The following is an 18,231-nucleotide window of genomic DNA, read 5'->3' as shown; positions in this document are numbered from 1 at the left end:
TCATGAAAAAAAATATAATTTTACTTACAGTTTTAGGACTACTTACAACATTTAGTTCTTGCTCAGACGATGACATATATAAAGAATCTCCAAACGCTATATTAGTTGATGAATTTTATAAAACAGAAGAAGATTTTACGAAAGCGATTTATGGTTTGTACCAAGATTTTAAACAAATTGGTTTTTATGGAGGAAGCGGTTATTCTAGAGATTTAGTTGTTGTTGGAGATATTTTATCAGATAATTTATTGTCAAATTATGGAGGAAGAGGTTCTAATCGTGCAGCAAATAACTGGACATACGATTCAAGCCAAACACCTACCGATATTTACGGAGCAGCATATCGAATGATTTCAGATGCTAATTTTATCCTTTCTAAAATTAATAATTTAAAAGAAGGAGAATTCAAAAATAGAATAAAAGCAGAAGTAGTATTGATTAGAGCAATTGCACATTTTGAAGTAGCTCGACATTATTCAGAAATTCCAACTCAAAATTCAACATCAATTTCTTCTATAGGTATTCCTTATTTGACAGAATATAATCCTGAATTTAAAGCAAGTCGTACAAAAACAATAAAAGAAGTTTATGATAATATTACTCAAGATATAGAAAGTGTTATCAATTATTTGCCAGATAATTATCAGGATATTAATCGTTTGAATCAATATTCAGCAAGTGCTTTCTTAAGTCGTGTTTATTTGTATAATGGTAACTATGATAAAGTTATTAAGTATGGACAAAAAGTTGTAAATGAAATTCAGCCAACTTCTAAAAATGAAATTGCGAATTTTTGGACTTCAAAAACAAGCAAAGGAAGTTTATTTGAAATACCTTATTTACAAGCTAATGATCCATCAATAGGTTCTAACTTTGGTTATGGAACAAATGCAAATAATATGGTTATGGAATTTTCGGTAGATAAAGAATTATATGATTTGTATGATTCAGCTACAGAATCAGAAAGAAAAAATACTTATTTTAAGATTTATAATTTAGCAGGAGATGCAAACAATGAAAATATTATTGTGAATAAATATTTTCCAGGTCAAATTAAAAATTACATTAATCATGCAAGATATTTGAGAGTAGAGGAAGTGATTTTTAATTTAGCAGAAGCTTATTATTTGAAAGGAAATCCATCTCAATCCCTTCAAATATTAAATATAGAAAGAGCACAACGATATACTAATTTTGAAGGAGAGGAAAAAGGAGAAGAACTATTTGAAGCAATCATTACAGAAAGAAGAAAAGAACTAGCTTTTGAGAATGGAGATCGATGGTTTACTTTAAAAAGACTTTTAGGAGTAAAAAACATTCCATTAAAATATAGTAAAGGAATCAAACGTTCTGGAAATGGCTATAGAGCAGATGGAAGTGGAACGGCTCCTGTCCAATTAGAATTGAAAGAATCAGATTATAGATGGCAATTACCAATTCCGAAAGAAGCGATAAATAGAAATGAAAACTTAACTCAAAATAAAGGATATTAACAAAAAAAAGAACTTCAATTAAGAAGTTCTTTTTTTTAAATTTTATATACTTCGTTTACATTGATTTGTGTAGTGAATAAACCATAGTTTACAAAAACGATATCTTTTTTTATCTTATCAATTGTTCCAACACTTGACGAACCATGAATTTTTACTCGATCACCAACTTTTAAAGCATCAATTTTTTTCTGAGTAGCTGCTTTTTCTTTCTTTTCGATGACTTCTTTTTGTTGAGAAATTGTTTCTGAATTTTCTTTTAATTCGCGTTTAACTTCTTTCTCTACAATCTTTTCAATTTTCTTCAATTGTTGAACTTCTTTCGTTTTTTTCGAATTTTCCATTTCAATTAATTTCAAGAAATTCGAAATCATTTGCTTCTTATTTTTCGTTTTCAAATAAGAATCAGCCATATCCGAAATACGTTCACCAAGCTTCAAACGTTTTTGCTCACGATCATATAACTGTTGAAAATCGTATAGTTTTTGTTGAATTTTTTCGTTTGTTTGCTCTAATTTTTCATTATGTTCAATATTAGTTTCGCGCAATTCTTCAACATGATCTTTCGTTTTCTGAATTTCAAATTTTTCTTGTTGAAGCTTTAAAATCGTTTTATCCAAACTCACTTTTTCACTTTCAACCTTTTTCTTTGCACGATTAATCAAACGAAACGGAATTTTATTTTTCTCTGCAACCTCAAACGTAAATGAACTTCCAGCTTGTCCAATTTCTAAACGATAAAGCGGTTCCAAACTTTTTTTATCAAACAACATACATGCGTTAATCGCTTCTGGCAAACTTTCCGCACTCAATTTGATATTCGTATAATGTGTTGTAAAAACACCGAAAGAATTTCGTTCATAAAACTCTTCAAAGAAAACTTCCGCCAAAGCTCCACCTAATTCAGGATCAGAACCAGTTCCAAATTCATCAACCAATAATAATGTTTTATCGTCTGCATTTTTCAAGAAATACGACATTTGTTTTAGACGATAACTGTAGGTTGATAAATGGTTTTCAATTGATTGATTATCTCCAATATCTGTAAAAATTTGATTAAAGAATCCAAATTGACTTTCATCTTTTACAGGAACTAAAACGCCACTCTGAATCATAATTTGAAGTAAACCAATTGTTTTTAACGTAATTGATTTTCCTCCAGCATTAGGACCAGAAATAATGATGATGCGACAATCTTCGTTAATTTCTAAACTTTGAGGAATCGTTTTTTGTGCTTTTCTTTTGTTGTTTAAAAATAAAACAGGATGATAAGCATCGACTAATTTGATAATTCGATTTTCAGAAAGTTGAGGTAAAATTCCATTAATCAAAAAAGCATAATTTGCTTTCGCTTGTGTAAAATCGATGTATTCTAAAAACGTTTGATATTCTTCAAGATTTGGTTTATATTCTGCAATTTGAGCAGTTAGATCTAATAAAATCTGAATAACCAAATGTTTTTCCTCTTCTTTTAATTCTTCCCATTCACGACGAGGATTTTGAACACTTTCTGGCTCAATAAACGTAATCGATCCAGTTTTAGAAGTTCCTAAAAATTGTCCTTTCACACGTTTTCTCAAAGCCGATTTAACAGCTAAAACGCGACGATTTCCAACCACAGATTCTCGAATATCATCCAAATAATCAGAATGATAAGACATTGATTTATTGAATAATTCAGTAATTCGACCATTTAAATGACGTAAACGATCACGTACAATTTTCAGTTCTGGACTTGCCTCGTCTTTGATTTCTCCAAATTTATTGAACACTTGATCGATTAATTTTACGATATTTTTTTCGTAAGTAATCGTTGAAGCTTTCTCAAACAATACAGGTGCATATTCGTTGAAAGCTGTCAAATATTTCAAGATTTCTTTCACCTGAAGTGTATTTGCTTTGATTTTGAAGAATTCTTCAGCAGGCAAATAATAATTCTCGATTTCTAATCGGCTTAGATTTTCATCTAAAATATAATATTCCGAAAAAGGAAAACGATTTCCCGTCTCGAAACTTGTTAAATATTCGTTTGTAGTTTGTAGATCTTGTACCAAAAGTTGGTGATCTTGGTAAGGTTTTAAGTTGAAAATAAACGCCTCAACCTTTTCTGTATAAGCAAATTCTGCGATTTCTTTTTGAACCGCATTAAATTCTAAATCTTTTAAAGTTTGTTCTGATATTTGCATTTTTTTTACAAAAAAAATATTAAATATAGTTTTGATAATTCTAATTGTAAAAGTATATTAATAAAACTAATTTCCTAACAATCTAATATCTTTAATACTGAAAGTAACATCTCCATCTCTTGTAGAAGAGTAAATATCAAACCCAATAATAACTGCATCATTGTATGTTAAACCATTTGGAGGGGATGGTAAAAATTTTTTAATAAGTGGCATATAATCAAAATTAACATTGTTAAAAATAGATGAAACAATAGAGTTATTGGGTAAGTTAATGTTTAACATTTTGCCATCTAATAATATTCTTTTTAAAGGTACATTATCTATTACTGAATCGAAATCTTTCCAAAATATTTTATCATGATTGACATCATTAGGATTCTTATAAAAATCATAGTTATAAGGATTTGAGAATAAAACTCCAATTACATCACTTCTAACTGCTACTCCTTCTGAATTATAATAAGTAAATCTGAAGTCAGCTGTAATATAAGTTGGCCTAATTTCTATATTTGATTTAGGGTAGTAATCGTCTAACTTCACTTTAAAAGATGTAAAAACAGAATTGAAATTTCCTAAATAAAATTGTTCTTTAAATGAATGATTTCCTTTTTTTTCATTGTTTGGCCAATGAGAGAATACTAAACCTACTTCTCTAAGTTGATTTTTATTTCCTAATGCTTTAGCATTATTAAAAATTTTAAAATCAATAGGATTTTGACTCCATCCTCCTTGTACCCATATATCAAAACCAGGATATTTACCATAATTAATATTGTCGTATCCTTCAGTTATAAGAATAAATGATGGAGAACTTTCATTTAAAGAAGAAATATAATTCCCATTAGAGCACTCATATTTGAAAGGCCAAATATGTGTAGGCATTCCCAAATTATCTCCTTCTGATAAATCACTAAGTTGTTGTAGTGGCTTTTCATGAGTTAACATATTTAAATGATTAACATGTATGTAGGAACGTTTTGTAATACCATTATCATTCCATAATAAGTTGTTATCTATATTATTAGTTCTTAAATTTGTATTTGTTTTTTGATTAATAGATTCTTCATCTAATTCATTTTGATTTTCACAACTTATCATAAGGATTAGAAGTGGTAACAATAGTAATATTTTTTTCATAAAAGTATTTTTAATCTACAATAAATATAACTATTTTTGATAAAAAATGGATGTGAAATTAGATACTTCTTGGAAAGAAGTTTTGAAAAATGAATTTGAAAAAGATTATTTTAAAACCTTGACTGATTTTGTACGAAATGAGTACAAAACAAAAACAATTTATCCTCCAGCATCCAAAATATTTTCTGCTTTTGATAATACATCTTTTGATGATGTAAAAATTGTTTTAATTGGTCAAGATCCTTATCATGGAGTAGGACAGGCGAATGGATTATCTTTTTCGGTTGCCGATGGAATGAAATTACCTCCAAGTTTACGTAATATTTATAAAGAATTAAATGAAGATTTAGGAATAGAAATTTCTACTTCAGGTAATCTCGAGCCTTGGGCAAAACAAGGCGTTTTGATGTTAAATGCTACTTTAACAGTAGAAGCTTCTAACGCAGGATCACATCAGAATAAAGGCTGGGAAGAATTTACAGATGCAGTTATAGAAGCGCTTTCTAATCAAAAAGAGAACCTTGTTTTTATTTTATGGGGAGCTTATGCGCAGAAAAAAGGAGCAAAAATAAATCGTTCAAAACATTTTGTTATAGAATCTGCTCATCCTTCTCCATTCGCAGCTCATAGAGGTTTTTTTGGTAGTAAACCTTTCTCTAAAACAAATTCATTTTTGAAGAGTAAAAATTTGAAAGAAATTGATTGGAAAGTATAATCTACATTGAAATGATTTTTTGTAAATAAGTATTAAATGTTTGAGGATTGTTTATATTAATGTATTCAATATCTTCAGTAATTTTATCCTTCAAAGGATTATAACTTGTGACAAAAATTGTCATTGTTGGATTCAATTTTTTTAATAAAATAAGATAGTTAGAAACGCTTGTACAGTCAAAGCCTTTACTTATATAAATAACAGTATGAGTGATAGATACATTTTCTAGACACTCAGTAACAGATTTTAAACTTTGGTTTTCACCTAAGTAAATGCTTTTTTCATTATTCATTTTTAGAAATAGATAAGAATAAAGAAGTTCTAAATCATGTGTTTCATTTTCTGGTAAGAATAACAACCATTTTCGTTTACAGTTTTCACCATATGGAATAGATTTTATTAAGTAAAAAAGATGCTTTCGGATTAAATTTGTCGAAAAAGAGATTACAGACTCTTGAATAGTATATTTTTCTAGAATAACAGACATCTTGCTCAAAAAAGGAAAAACAACTTCTATACAACATTTCTCAATCCCTATTTTATTAAAACAAACAGAAAGAATAGAATCAAAAGATTTTGCATCATAAGAAAAACATGAGCAAATCAATAGTTGTATAAGTATTTGATAATCTTTGTTTTTATTAATGTAATTTTGTGTCTCAAACTCAGCTAAAACTTGTAATTCTACCAATTGTTTAGGACTTAAACTCTCAACAGTATGTCGTTTATTTGCTTCTATAAGAAATGATACTAAGATTAATTTTTTAAGATTTTTTGCATTAAATAAAGATTTGTTATCAATCTTTTCTTCGTAAAATATCTTGTACTTTTTGTTCCATAAAATAATCATTTGTTCATCTAATTCTGAAAATTCTGAAAGGTTTTTCAATGTATAAGTATTCATGTAACAGAGTTTTGTAAAGTTAATCCTAAAGTTAATGAATTATTGTAATTAAATTAAAAGAAACTTTAATGAGTTATTAGTAAATAGATGGTATTTTATTTAATATGATAATTTGGTGATTGAATTTTAGTTTAAAAATATATTATCTTAGCAAGAGTCATTAAATATCAAAATCACAAATATAATGTCACAAATTACTCAAGAAGAAAAGAAAGAAAAGTTTGTACATCCTATACAAGAAGCATATCAACCACAAAACAAAGTACGCATTGTAACTGCTGCTGCTTTGTTTGATGGGCACGATGCGGCGATTAACATCATGCGTCGAATTATACAATCAACGGGTTGTGAGGTAATTCACTTAGGTCATGATAAGTCGGTCGAGGATGTTGTAAATACAGCAATTCAGGAAGATGCGAACGCAATTGCGATGACATCATATCAAGGAGGACACAACGAATACTTTAAATATATGTACGACTTGTTGCAAGAAAAAGGCGCAGGTCATATAAAGATTGTAGGCGGAGGCGGAGGAGTAATCCTTCCAACAGAGATCAAGGATTTAATGGATTATGGTATCACGCGTATCTATTCGCCAGACGATGGTCGTGAATTGGGACTGCAAGGAATGATCAACGATATGGTAGCGAAAGCCGATTTCCCAACGATGGATTTAGAGCTTCCTGCTGGGAAAGACGTTTATCAATCGTTGCAAGACAAAGATATCACCACTATTTCTCGATTAATCTCTTTGGCAGAAAACCGTGAAGAAGACTTCTTAAAGGTTTTCGACTTTGCTAAAGTTGAAGATAAATCAGCACCGGTTTTAGGAATTACAGGAACAGGAGGAGCAGGAAAGTCGTCGATGGTTGATGAAATCGTGCGCCGCTTCTTGATTGATTTCCCTGAGAAATCGATTGCTTTAGTGTCTGTAGATCCATCGAAGAAGAAGACGGGCGGAGCTTTATTGGGTGACCGTATCCGTATGAACTCGATCAATAATCCTCGTGTTTACATGCGTTCATTGGCAACTCGTCAGTCAAACTTGGCGTTGTCTCGCTATGTAGAAGAGGCAATTCAGGTGTTGAAAGCTGCAAAATATGACCTAATTATCCTTGAAACATCAGGTATTGGTCAGTCAGATACCGAGATTTTAGACCATTCAGACGCGTCATTATACATCATGACACCTGAGTTTGGTGCTGCAACACAGTTAGAAAAAATCGATATGTTAGACTTTGCTGATATCGTTGCAATCAACAAATTCGATAAACGTGGCGCATTAGATGCTTTGCGCGATGTGAAAAAACAATATCAACGTAACCATAATTTATGGGACGTTAACCCAGATGAGATGCCGGTATTCGGTACGATTGCTTCGCAATTTAACGATCCGGGGACTAATCAATTGTACAAATCAATCATCGATAAAGTGGTAGAGAAAACAGGAGCAGACTTAGCTTCGTCTTTCGAAATCACAAAAGAGATGTCAGAGAAGATTTTCGTTATTCCGCCTTCTCGCACGCGTTACCTTTCTGAGATTGCAGAAAACAATCGCGGATACGACAACAAAGCGCTTGCACAAAAGGATGTTGCGCAGAAATTGTACGGAATGTTTAAAACAATCGAAACTATTTCGGGTAAACTACCAGTGTTAACACAGCACGGAATTGAAGTTACAGGAACAGAAAACGAAGAGCTTTCTAAGATATTATTAGCAGAGTTCGATAAGTTAAAACGTAACTTAGATCCTTACAACTGGGAAGTAATCACAACTTGGGACGACAAGGTGAACAAGTACAAAAATCCTGTTTATTCGTTCAAAGTACGCGATAAAGAAATCAAAATTCAAACGCATTCCGAGTCTTTATCACACTTACAAATACCTAAAGTAGCGTTACCAAAGTACGAAGCTTGGGGCGATGTTTTACGTTGGGTGTTGCAAGAAAACGTACCGGGCGAGTTCCCTTTTACGTCGGGATTGTACCCATTTAAGCGCGAAGGAGAGGATCCAACACGTATGTTTGCCGGCGAAGGTGGACCAGAACGTACCAATCGTCGTTTCCATTATGTATCAAAAGGAATGCCTGCTAAACGTTTGTCAACAGCTTTCGACTCGGTAACTTTATATGGTAACGATCCGGGGCATCGACCAGATATCTACGGTAAAATTGGTAATGCAGGGGTTTCGATTTGTTGTTTAGACGATGCGAAAAAACTATATTCAGGCTTCGATTTATCACACGCAATGACGTCGGTTTCGATGACGATTAACGGACCTGCACCTATGTTGTTAGGATTCTTTATGAATGCGGCTATCGATCAAAACTGTGAAAAGTACATAAAAGAGAATGAATTAGAAGCGGAAGTTGAAACGAAAATCAAAGCGATTTACGAAGACAAAGGCTTAGAAAGACCACGATATAACGGCGATTTACCAGAAGGAAACGACGGATTAGGATTGATGTTATTAGGTGTAACTGGAGATCAGGTACTGCCTGCCGATGTGTATGCCGACATTAAAAAGAATACTTTAGCACAAGTTCGCGGTACGGTTCAGGCTGATATCTTGAAAGAAGATCAAGCGCAAAATACATGTATCTTCTCTACAGAGTTCGCGTTACGCCTTATGGGTGACGTGCAAGAATACTTTATTAAAGAAAACGTGCGCAACTTCTACTCGGTGTCTATTTCTGGGTATCACATTGCCGAAGCGGGAGCAAACCCTGTAACGCAGTTAGCATTTACGTTAGCAAACGGCTTTACGTATGTAGAATATTACTTGTCGCGCGGTATGGACATCAATGCTTTTGGTCCAAACTTGTCGTTCTTCTTCTCAAACGGTATCGATCCAGAGTACTCTGTAATAGGTCGTGTGGCTCGTCGTATCTGGGCAAAAGCCTTGAAACAAAAGTACGGAGCAAACGAACGTGCCCAAATGTTGAAGTATCACATCCAAACATCTGGTCGTTCTTTACACGCACAAGAGATCGATTTCAACGATATTCGTACAACATTACAAGCGTTGTATGCAATCTACGATAACTGTAATTCGCTACATACCAACGCGTATGACGAAGCAATTACAACACCTACGGAAGAGTCGGTGCGCAGAGCAATGGCTATTCAGTTGATTATTAATAAAGAGTTAGGACTTGCGAAAAATGAGAACCCGATACAAGGTTCGTTCATTATCGAGGAGTTGACTGACTTGGTTGAAGAGGCAGTGTTAGCAGAGTTTGACCGTATTACAGAGCGTGGAGGCGTGTTAGGTGCAATGGAAACAATGTACCAACGATCTAAAATACAGGAAGAATCGTTGTATTACGAGACGTTAAAGCACAACGGAGAGTTCCCTATTATTGGTGTTAATACGTTCTTAAGTTCTACTGGATCGAAGACAGTTGTTCCGGCAGAGGTTATTCGTGCAACGGAAGAAGAGAAACAATTCCAGATTAGAACGAAAGAAAACTTGCATAATGCAAAGGCAGAAGAAGAGAAAGTTCAGCTTACACACATTCAAGATGTAGCAATTCAGAACCAAAACATCTTCGAAGCTTTAATGGATGCTACTAAGGTTTGTTCACTTGGACAGATAACCGACGCTTTATTTAAAGTGGGTGGGCAGTACAGACGTAACATGTAGTTTTAGTATTAAGACTTTAAAATTTAGATATAAGAAACCTCCCATTCGGGAGGTTTTTGTCATTAATACACTTAAAGATAATTAGCTGTGTTTGTAAATCTAAGTAGTAACTTATTTAATAAATAGTTGTCATTCAGAATGTAGCAAAGTGGAATGATGAATCTTAATAAGGTGATTTTAAAAGATTCTTCCTTCGTCAGAATGACAAAATTGCTATAATTTCTATTAACAAATAGGTGTCATTCAGAATGTAGCAAAGTGGAATGATGAATCTTAATAAGGTGATTTTAAAAGATTCTTCCTTCGTCAGAATGACAAACTTGCTATTATTTCTATTAATAAATAGGTGTCATTCAGAATGTAGCAAAACGGAATGATGAATCTTAATAAGGTGGTTTTAAAAGATTCTTCCTTTGTCAGAATGACAAACTTACTATCATTTTATACAACCAAAAGTTTCGTGACTACGAGGCTTTTGGTATTAATATACTTAAAGGTAATTAAAAGTGTTTACAAACCTAGGTAATAATCAAATAAAACCTGCGCAGGTTTTGGGTAAAAGGTAAGCAGGTTTAAGCAGAAAGCCGCGCAGCTTTTGACCGAAACTTAGCTAGGTTTAAACAAAAAGCCGCACAGGTTTACAAAACCTCTATTTTATGTTCAGAAGAAATTAAAAGGTTCAAGAATTAATTCTCGAACCTTTTTTATGTAATTATTTTACATTACTTTAGTTTTTAATATCTTATTAAAAACTAACTGCTTACCTATGCAACTACCTTTCCGCAGCTACGATGAATCACAATCTATTGCTGATAGTCAAGTATCAGGAATCAACCGCTTAGCTAAATTATTACTTGTAATAGATGGTAAAATAGTTCCGCATTACAAACATTTTTCTTTGGAACAACACAGTCAAACGCATCATAAATTCGAGTTAATATTGGATCATGATACCTTTGGAATGTACGAGAATCATCAGCTTGAAACGTCAAATAAATTTTTAGGTAATCGTTTAACGGTTGTTATTCGCTACAAAGACATAGAAGATGGTCCTGAACGAATTTTTGTTGGTGTGATTACAAAAGTGGGATATTTACAGGAACATACAAGTCTTGGAAATATCGTTTTATCAGGATTTAGTCCCACTATTTTATTAGATGGGGCACCTCATACACAGAGTTTTGGAGGAGATCAATCTGTCAACATGAGTATTATCGCAACTCAATTGATAAAAGAAGGTTTAGGAGAGACTAAATTTGATGTTCGAGTTTCAGGTAAAAATGCTTCGGATATCTTATATAGTGGGCAATACAACGAAACACATTACAATTATTTGTGTCGAATGGCAACAGCTTATGGGGAGCAGTTTTATTATGATGGCGAGGTGTTGCATTTTGGCGAACTACCTCCTCCCAACAAAACTTTGAAGCTGGTTTATGGGCGCAATGTAAATGATATAAGTGTTGAATTGAATGCTGTACACACTAAACCAGATTTTTACGGTTATAATAGTAGTCAAGATTCTAAATTAACTTCAGGAGAAACACCAATTAAACATCGTGGCGATTTAGCCAAAACAGCTTACAAAAACACCGAAAATATCTTCAAAACAAAAGCTTTACAAATCGCACCAATTAGAGCCAATACCGATCTAGATGTGGTGAATTCTCAAAGAAGTGAAGCAGGCTTGAAAGGAGTGGAAGTCTTTACGGTAAGCGGTTCTACAACGATTCCTTTTTTATATCCAGGTTGTGTTGCCGACTTAGAAATGCGCAAACAAGATAGTAACAAAACCACTTATTTTACTCGAATAATGATTACCGACGTAGAGCATGATTTTGACACATTGGGACATTACACAGGTCGTTTTAAAGCGATCGCTTCGGATACAGGATTTCTTCCTAAACCCTTTTTTACAACACCAAAAGCAGAACCACAAATTGCAACCGTTGTTTCGAATACTGATCCCAAAGGACAAGGCAGAGTGAAGGTGAAATTTGGATGGCAAATGCACGATACTACTAACTTTATTCGAATGATGTCACCCGATGCAGGTGGTACAGATCAAGTGGCACAAAACCGTGGTTATGTTGCAATTCCCGAAGTGGGCGATCAAGTAATGGTAGGTTTTGTACACAATCATCCTGACAGACCTTTTGTAATGGGCGGTATGTTCCACGGAAAAGTAGGCTTGGGAGGCGGAGTGAATAACAGCGTAAAATCTATTCAAACCAGAAGTGGACATCGCATTGTTTTTACAGAAGACGAAAGCATTGTCATTACCGATAAATCGGGTAATGAAATTCACTTAGATACAACAGGAAGTAATATTAATATTACAGCACCAGAGACAATGACATTTACCGCAAAGAATATGAATTTTATTGTTGAAGAGAATATGAATACCAATGTAGGTATGAATTCAAATTTGAATATCGGAGGAAATTCATTTGAATCCGTTTCTCAGAATAAAACAACAACAGTTGGCTTATTGAATAATCTTTCTGTTGGGGCTAACTTTATGACAAATGTGACAGGAAGTTTACAAGAATTTGTAAAAGGTAAACGAGAATCTAAAGCCACAGAAGTAAAAGAAAATTCAAAGAAGCGTCAAATTATTTCTCAAGATAACAATGACATTCATTCGCAATCGGTTTTCAACAATAATAGTGGAGAAAACTCTAAAATGCAGTAATTATGTCAATAATAAGGATTACAGGAGAAGAACATATAACCGAAATAGAAAAAGGTTGGACAGTGTTTACCAACGAGTTTGAGGCTTATGCAGGACAGTTTAGCCATTTTACAGCGAAGAATGGGACCGTGTTTGGAACGCCAGAGAAAGATAAAGACGAAAAATTACAGTACTTTAAAGAAGGCTGGTGGAGCAGTGATGCTGAAGGTAATAATAGAATAACCGAAGCAAAAGTAGGGGAAACTGTTTATTTTAATTTGGAAATGCAACATGTAACGGAGGAGAAAAAGATTTTCATAAAGTTGTATGATTATGATGGAGCTAACTTTTTTCCTGATGAAATAGAAATCGTTAGACCCAATCCTGATGGAACTAAAAGTGAAATAACCTCAGTGACTTTAAATGGAACTAGAGCAAGTTTACCACTAACCTTGTCGCAAGGGATAGAAAATTTTGCGCAGAATGAAGAGAACGACGAAATAGAACTTTATTTTGAAAACTCTTATGAAAGTGACTCTTTAATAAAGCTACCTCAAGCGGTAGAAAACTATCTTACGGTGCATACTTGCGACAAAAAAGTTGTAAAAAGTTACAAAGACATTGGTTATGGACGTTGCGAGTTTTACCAGTTTCGCTATAATGATTTTATGCGTAGACATAAGGATTGTGGACATGTGCCTCCTAACTATTATTATGGACCAATGTTAAAGATGAATGAAGCAACAACTAAGTTCTTTGAAATTTATGCCTTAACAAAAGAAATGAAAGAAGCTGTAGGAATGTCTACAGCGCAAATAAAAGCAGAAACACGTAATGGTGTAGAAGCAAAACCACTTTTGTCGCATAGTTATGGTTTTAAATACTGCGTACGTTTTACTCATGTACTGAACCCAAAACTATCTCCGCAAGGTAAGAAATGGTTGTCTAAAGCAAGACATGATTTACAAAAGTTAATGGAAGTTGGATTAATTGATTACAAATATGAAGCGGTTTATGATAAAATTATAAAAAGTATGGAAAGTACGTTTAATAAAAATTTTGAATCGACTGAATTAGAAAAAAAAGAATATGAAAATGAACCTGAAAAACTAGAAGAAATAAGAACAGAAAAAAAAGTAAGATATTATAAAAACATCGAATTGATTAATCATCGCTTTCAAGAGTTTGCTTTTGCAACGCATCCCGATGCATATAATCCAAAAGCTATGTCAGAATTACCGATTAAAGATTTGGCGTTGGTAGGTTTATCGCCCGATTTTAAAGAATGGATGGGCGATGGCGCATATGGTACATGGTTGCAAGCTGCTATTGTAGCTGCTAATATGGATTACGACACTTTGTTGTTTAGCAATATCGAACATTACCGCCAAGAAGAAAACTCGATACTAAGGGATGCTTGGAAAGTGATAAAAGAAGCAGCTGAAAAAATTGTAAATGAAGTATGGAACATTGTGATGCAAGAGGATGTAACAGAGTTTGTGAACGAAAACAGTATCAAGAATGGGAAGTAGATTAATCAATATTTTAAAACAAGGAACATGGCGCATAGTATGTTTTTTATCTATCATGGCTTGTTCTCAACAAAAAACAGATAACAATATGAAATGGATAAGTAAATTCGATTTTTTTGATTTATATAAAGTAAGAGTAAATGGAGGATATTTTAACCCTGGTAGTGCCATTAGATTAGAAAAAATTGCTATACCAAATGAAAACACAATACTATTAGCAGGAGCTAAAGATGAAAATTCTTTTGATGAAAATAAAAAAAGTGATGTAGCAGTTTTATTTGCATCCAATGACAAAGGAAAAACCTATAAAGAAATCTTATTAAATGATGTTAGTTTTTTATATATGGAAGCAAAAGGAGATTATACAATGATAAAATCATATACATTAAATAAAGATGCTATAAAAGTTCAAAAACTTCAGTTATTGAATAACAAAACATTCGAATTGATAAAAGTTGAAGAGTATTTAGATAAAGATATTTCATATAATCGTTTTGATGGGAAATACATTATCAAAAAAAATAAATTAGGTTCAAAATTAATCAATCTGTTTGACAAGAAAGAAGAATATGATGTTCCAGAACAATTGCTTTCTAAAAAAGTTTTGTATAATAAAGGAGATGGAAAGTTTATTTATCTGATAAATCAAACAATCGAAGAATATGATATAAAAACAAATACTAAGAATGTAATTAAGAATCTTAAGAGAGTATATAATTACTTTTGGTTTGATGGGAATGATTATTCTTTTGGAATAGATGATAAAGTAGAAGCTGATGGTTCTTTTTCAACAAGTGTATATAATGCAAATGAAGAGAAGTTGTGTGATTTAACAAATGAAAACTTGGATTTCTATCGTTACAAAAACTTTATGTGCGATTATAGTAATATAGGTCCTAAGCCAGAAATACGATATTCGTACGATTATGGAAAAACATGGACAACCCACCATGTACAAGGATTTACCATTCTTCAGAATTTGTTTGGTTTTTATAAAGATCAATTTTTGGTAACAGAAGGTATTTTTTGGCATTTTGATTCACCAGAAAGTGGCGGACGAATTATGGTTGGCGAATTTGAGAAGTAAATGAGAAAAGTTCCATCATACATAAAAATTGGTTGTATTCTGTTGTTAGGAATTTGTTCTATCATAGCTTGTTCTCAACAAAAAACAGATAACAATATGAAGTGGATAAGTAAATTCGATTTTTTTGATTTATATAAAGTTAGACCTAATGGATTTAATCCAGGGAGCGCTGTTAGTTTAAAAAAAAATAGCTATACCAAATGAAAATACAATATTATTAGCAGGGTCTAAAATGGTATGGAAGTTTAACGAAGAAAAAAAGGGAGGTTCAGTAGCGGTTTTATTTGCGAGTAATGACAAAGGAAAAACCTATAAAGAAATCTTATTGAATGATGAAGATTTTGAAGATATAGATTCTAAAGGAGATTATACTTTGATAAAATCATATACAATGAATAATGAAGCTGTCAAAATACATCAACTTCAGTTATTGAATAACAAAACGTTTGAATTGACAAAAGTTTTAGAGTACTCTGATAAAAGTATCTTTTATAGCTATTTTGATGGAAAATATATTCTGCAAAGAAATGAATCTATCCCTAAAATAATTAATTTATTAAATTTAAAAGAAGAATATTCTATTCCTACTAATGAAATAGGTAAATCTTTTTTTCATATTGGAGATACAAGAATTGTTTATAAAAAAAACCAAGAAATAATAGAAATTAATCTCAGAACAAAAGAGCAGAAAGTTTTAAGTCAATTAAAAAATAAATATGATTATTTCTTCTATATAGATAATCAATTAATTCTCAAAAAAGTAAGAATAGATGATGGCGTTAATTATGAGTCAGAAATATATGATATTTATGAAAATAAGTTATATGAAGAAACAAATGATAATAAATCTTTCTATCGTTACAAAAACTTTATATGTGATTATAGAAAGATAGGCTCTAAGCCAGAAATACGATATTCGTACGATTATGGTAAAACATGGACAACCCACCATGTACAAGGATTTATAATTCTTCAGAATTTATTTGGCTTTTATAAAGATCAATTTTTGGTAACAGAAGGTATTTTTTGGGATTTTGATTCACCAGAAAGTGGCGGACGAATTATGGTTGGCGAATTTGAGAAGTAAATGAGAAAAGATCGATCATAAATAAAAATTGGTTGTATTCTGTTTTTTGGAATTTGTTCTATCATAGCTTGTTCTCAATAAAAAACAGATAACAATATGATAATTTTAGAAAATACTAAATCATTTATAGAATTGGAAAAAGGAATCAGAAATTTTCTTTTCAGAAGTAGAAATAGCATTTATACAAGACGTTAATAATCAATAGTTGTATAAGAAATAAAAATTATTTACAAGTATTTTCAAGAGAATTTTATTACAAACACACCTGTTTGTAATCAACTGCATCCTCGGATAAGGATAAACATACCTGTTTGTAATTAACTGAGCCTTTAGGAAAGGACAAGTGAATTTGTTAAATGAAATAATCTGTTTAAATCTTTAGAACAAGGATGATAAGAAAAAGAGCGTTATTTCAATTCAAAATAAGGCTCTTTTATTTTAATTATGTTTTGCTTGCCATTCTGCAATTTCTTGCTCATTCAGTAAACAAGAATTTAATTCTTGTGTAACTTTTTCTTTATCCAGATCTTGTCCAATAAAAACAAGTTCTATCATTCGATCTCCCCATTCTTTCGACCATTTTGCGTCAATCGTTTTTTGATTAAATTGATAAGCTGCAAACTGAATTCTTTCGTCATATGGCATTGAGCACCACCAAGCTCCCGCAGGATCAATTCGGATACTACCACCAGCTTGACTCAAGAAAATAGCTTCATCAGGACGATTCGCTAACCAAAATAAACCTTTTGAACGGTAAATAGTTGGAGGAAAATTATCATTCAAATACGTTAAAAAACGTTCTGCATGAAATGGAATTTTTTGTCTGTAAACAAAAGAAGTCATTCCATATTTTTCTTCCAAATGATCGTGGTGTTCGTGCGTACAATGTTCGCCACATTCGTGATCATGGTTGTGATGATGATGGTGATGTTTCTCTTTTTCTTGCTCTTCTAATAATTTTACCCAAGCATCCATATCTTGAATTTTCTCAAAATCAAATAAATTGGTATTCAAAATTTCAGTTAATTCAACATGAGAAAAACTTGCAGGAATTATTTTAGCTGTTGGGTTTAGTTTTGTGACAAACGCTTCAATATTCATCAACGTTTCTTCTTCAACCAAATCCATTTTATTTAGAATAATCACATTCGAAAATTCAATTTGATCGATTAAAAGATTCACAATCGGACGATTATCTTCTCTATTTTCTGTAAAACCACGATCAAAAACATCTTCATCAGTTCCTAAATTTTTGAAGAAATTATAAGCGTCAACTACTGTTACCAACGTGTCTAAACGTGCAACTTTTGGCAAATCAATTTTACCATCTGGCGAAACAAAATCCAATGATTGCGCAATAGGGCCTGGATCAGAAATACCAGAACTTTCGATAACCAAATAATCATATTTCACTGATTGTGCTAACTTCTCGATTTCTACAATCAAATCCTCTCGTAATTCACAACAAACGCAACCATTGCTCAATTCAACCAATTTTTCATCCGTTTGAATTAAATCATTTTCACGTGAAACCATTTGCGCATCAATATTTACCGCGCCCATATCGTTTACGATAACTGCTACTTTTAGTCCTTTTTTGTTGTGTAATATATGATTAAGAAGTGTTGTTTTTCCGCTTCCAAGAAATCCAGAAAGTACCGTTACAGGTAGTCTATTTTTCATAATTTATGCTTAAAAATATGCTACAAAGTTACGTTTTTATCACGCAAATTTTTGTGCAGAATCATCTATAAATTTTATAATGTTCTGTTA

11 protein-coding genes are annotated in these 18,231 nt (G+C 32.2%); 7 read left to right on the top strand and 4 right to left on the bottom strand.

Annotated features, from left to right (window positions below; translation table 11 throughout):
• Positions 1-2 precede the first annotated feature (2 nt).
• A complete protein-coding gene (locus tag E4J94_RS13025; RefSeq protein WP_135836234.1) occupies positions 3-1,493 on the top strand; it encodes a RagB/SusD family nutrient uptake outer membrane protein in 1,491 nt (496 codons plus the stop codon).
• Between the two features lie 35 nt (positions 1,494-1,528).
• On the opposite strand, the gene E4J94_RS13020 is transcribed toward E4J94_RS13025, so the two are convergent.
• Together E4J94_RS13020 and E4J94_RS13015 are read right to left on the bottom strand one after the other, a co-directional pair.
• Positions 1,529-3,676 (bottom strand): endonuclease MutS2, encoded by a 2,148-nt coding sequence (locus E4J94_RS13020; protein ID WP_135836233.1) that lies wholly within the window; start codon positions 3,674-3,676, stop codon positions 1,529-1,531.
• A gap of 66 nt (positions 3,677-3,742) precedes the next feature.
• Positions 3,743-4,813, bottom strand: coding sequence for a hypothetical protein (locus E4J94_RS13015; protein WP_135836232.1), 1,071 nt, complete (start codon positions 4,811-4,813; stop codon positions 3,743-3,745).
• Between the two features lie 46 nt (positions 4,814-4,859).
• On the opposite strand from E4J94_RS13015, the gene E4J94_RS13010 reads away from it, so the two are divergent.
• On the top strand, positions 4,860-5,528 hold the full coding sequence (locus E4J94_RS13010) for a uracil-DNA glycosylase (RefSeq protein ID WP_135836231.1): 669 nt from the start codon (positions 4,860-4,862) through the stop codon (positions 5,526-5,528).
• A 1-nt stretch (position 5,529) separates the two neighbouring features.
• Here E4J94_RS13010 and E4J94_RS13005 read toward each other — a convergent pair whose 3' ends face one another.
• The gene (locus E4J94_RS13005; protein WP_135836230.1) at positions 5,530-6,432 is read right to left on the bottom strand and encodes a hypothetical protein; all 903 of its coding nucleotides are present in this window, start codon (positions 6,430-6,432) and stop codon (positions 5,530-5,532) included.
• A 184-nt stretch (positions 6,433-6,616) separates the two neighbouring features.
• Here E4J94_RS13005 and E4J94_RS13000 point away from each other — a divergent pair, with 184 nt between their 5' ends.
• The 5 genes from E4J94_RS13000 (at position 6,617) to E4J94_RS12980 (ending at position 16,458) form a co-directional block, all read left to right on the top strand.
• Positions 6,617-10,078: a methylmalonyl-CoA mutase family protein gene (locus tag E4J94_RS13000; RefSeq protein WP_246034332.1), complete on the top strand. Its 3,462-nt coding sequence runs from the start codon at positions 6,617-6,619 to the stop codon at positions 10,076-10,078.
• A gap of 766 nt (positions 10,079-10,844) precedes the next feature.
• Positions 10,845-12,773, top strand: coding sequence for a type VI secretion system Vgr family protein (locus E4J94_RS12995; protein WP_135836229.1), 1,929 nt, complete (start codon positions 10,845-10,847; stop codon positions 12,771-12,773).
• Positions 12,774-12,775: 2 nt separating this feature from the next.
• Positions 12,776-14,284 (top strand): hypothetical protein, encoded by a 1,509-nt coding sequence (locus E4J94_RS12990; protein ID WP_135836228.1) that lies wholly within the window; start codon positions 12,776-12,778, stop codon positions 14,282-14,284.
• Complete coding sequence (locus tag E4J94_RS12985; protein WP_135836227.1) at positions 14,274-15,371, top strand: hypothetical protein; 1,098 nt, start codon at positions 14,274-14,276, stop codon at positions 15,369-15,371. Before E4J94_RS12990 ends, E4J94_RS12985 begins: the two co-directional genes overlap by 11 nt.
• 232 nt (positions 15,372-15,603) lie before the next feature.
• Entirely contained in the window at positions 15,604-16,458 is an 855-nt protein-coding gene (locus E4J94_RS12980) for a hypothetical protein (protein ID WP_135836226.1), read from the top strand.
• Positions 16,459-16,896: 438 nt separating this feature from the next.
• Here the strand turns inward: E4J94_RS12980 and E4J94_RS12975 are convergent, their stop codons facing one another.
• Positions 16,897-18,141, bottom strand: a complete 1,245-nt coding sequence (locus E4J94_RS12975; protein ID WP_135836225.1) for a GTP-binding protein — start codon at positions 18,139-18,141, stop codon at positions 16,897-16,899.
• Positions 18,142-18,231: the final 90 nt, after the last annotated feature.

The sequence above is a fragment of the Empedobacter tilapiae genome (genome assembly GCF_004785645.1).
Classification (GTDB): domain Bacteria; phylum Bacteroidota; class Bacteroidia; order Flavobacteriales; family Weeksellaceae; genus Empedobacter; species Empedobacter tilapiae.
This window is presented reverse-complemented; position numbering and strand designations above follow the sequence as displayed.

Coding starts and splice junctions, on each gene's coding strand:
- E4J94_RS12985 (WP_135836227.1), top strand. CDS start 14,274: ATGGGAAGTAGATTAATCAATATTTTAAAACAAGGAACATGGCGCATA.
- E4J94_RS12980 (WP_135836226.1), top strand. CDS start 15,604: ATGGTATGGAAGTTTAACGAAGAAAAAAAGGGAGGTTCAGTAGCGGTT.
- E4J94_RS12995 (WP_135836229.1), top strand. CDS start 10,845: ATGCAACTACCTTTCCGCAGCTACGATGAATCACAATCTATTGCTGAT.
- E4J94_RS13015 (WP_135836232.1), bottom strand. CDS start 4,813: ATGAAAAAAATATTACTATTGTTACCACTTCTAATCCTTATGATAAGT.
- E4J94_RS13025 (WP_135836234.1), top strand. CDS start 3: ATGAAAAAAAATATAATTTTACTTACAGTTTTAGGACTACTTACAACA.
- E4J94_RS13010 (WP_135836231.1), top strand. CDS start 4,860: ATGGATGTGAAATTAGATACTTCTTGGAAAGAAGTTTTGAAAAATGAA.
- E4J94_RS13005 (WP_135836230.1), bottom strand. CDS start 6,432: ATGAATACTTATACATTGAAAAACCTTTCAGAATTTTCAGAATTAGAT.
- E4J94_RS13020 (WP_135836233.1), bottom strand. CDS start 3,676: ATGCAAATATCAGAACAAACTTTAAAAGATTTAGAATTTAATGCGGTT.
- E4J94_RS12990 (WP_135836228.1), top strand. CDS start 12,776: ATGTCAATAATAAGGATTACAGGAGAAGAACATATAACCGAAATAGAA.
- E4J94_RS13000 (WP_246034332.1), top strand. CDS start 6,617: ATGTCACAAATTACTCAAGAAGAAAAGAAAGAAAAGTTTGTACATCCT.
- E4J94_RS12975 (WP_135836225.1), bottom strand. CDS start 18,141: ATGAAAAATAGACTACCTGTAACGGTACTTTCTGGATTTCTTGGAAGC.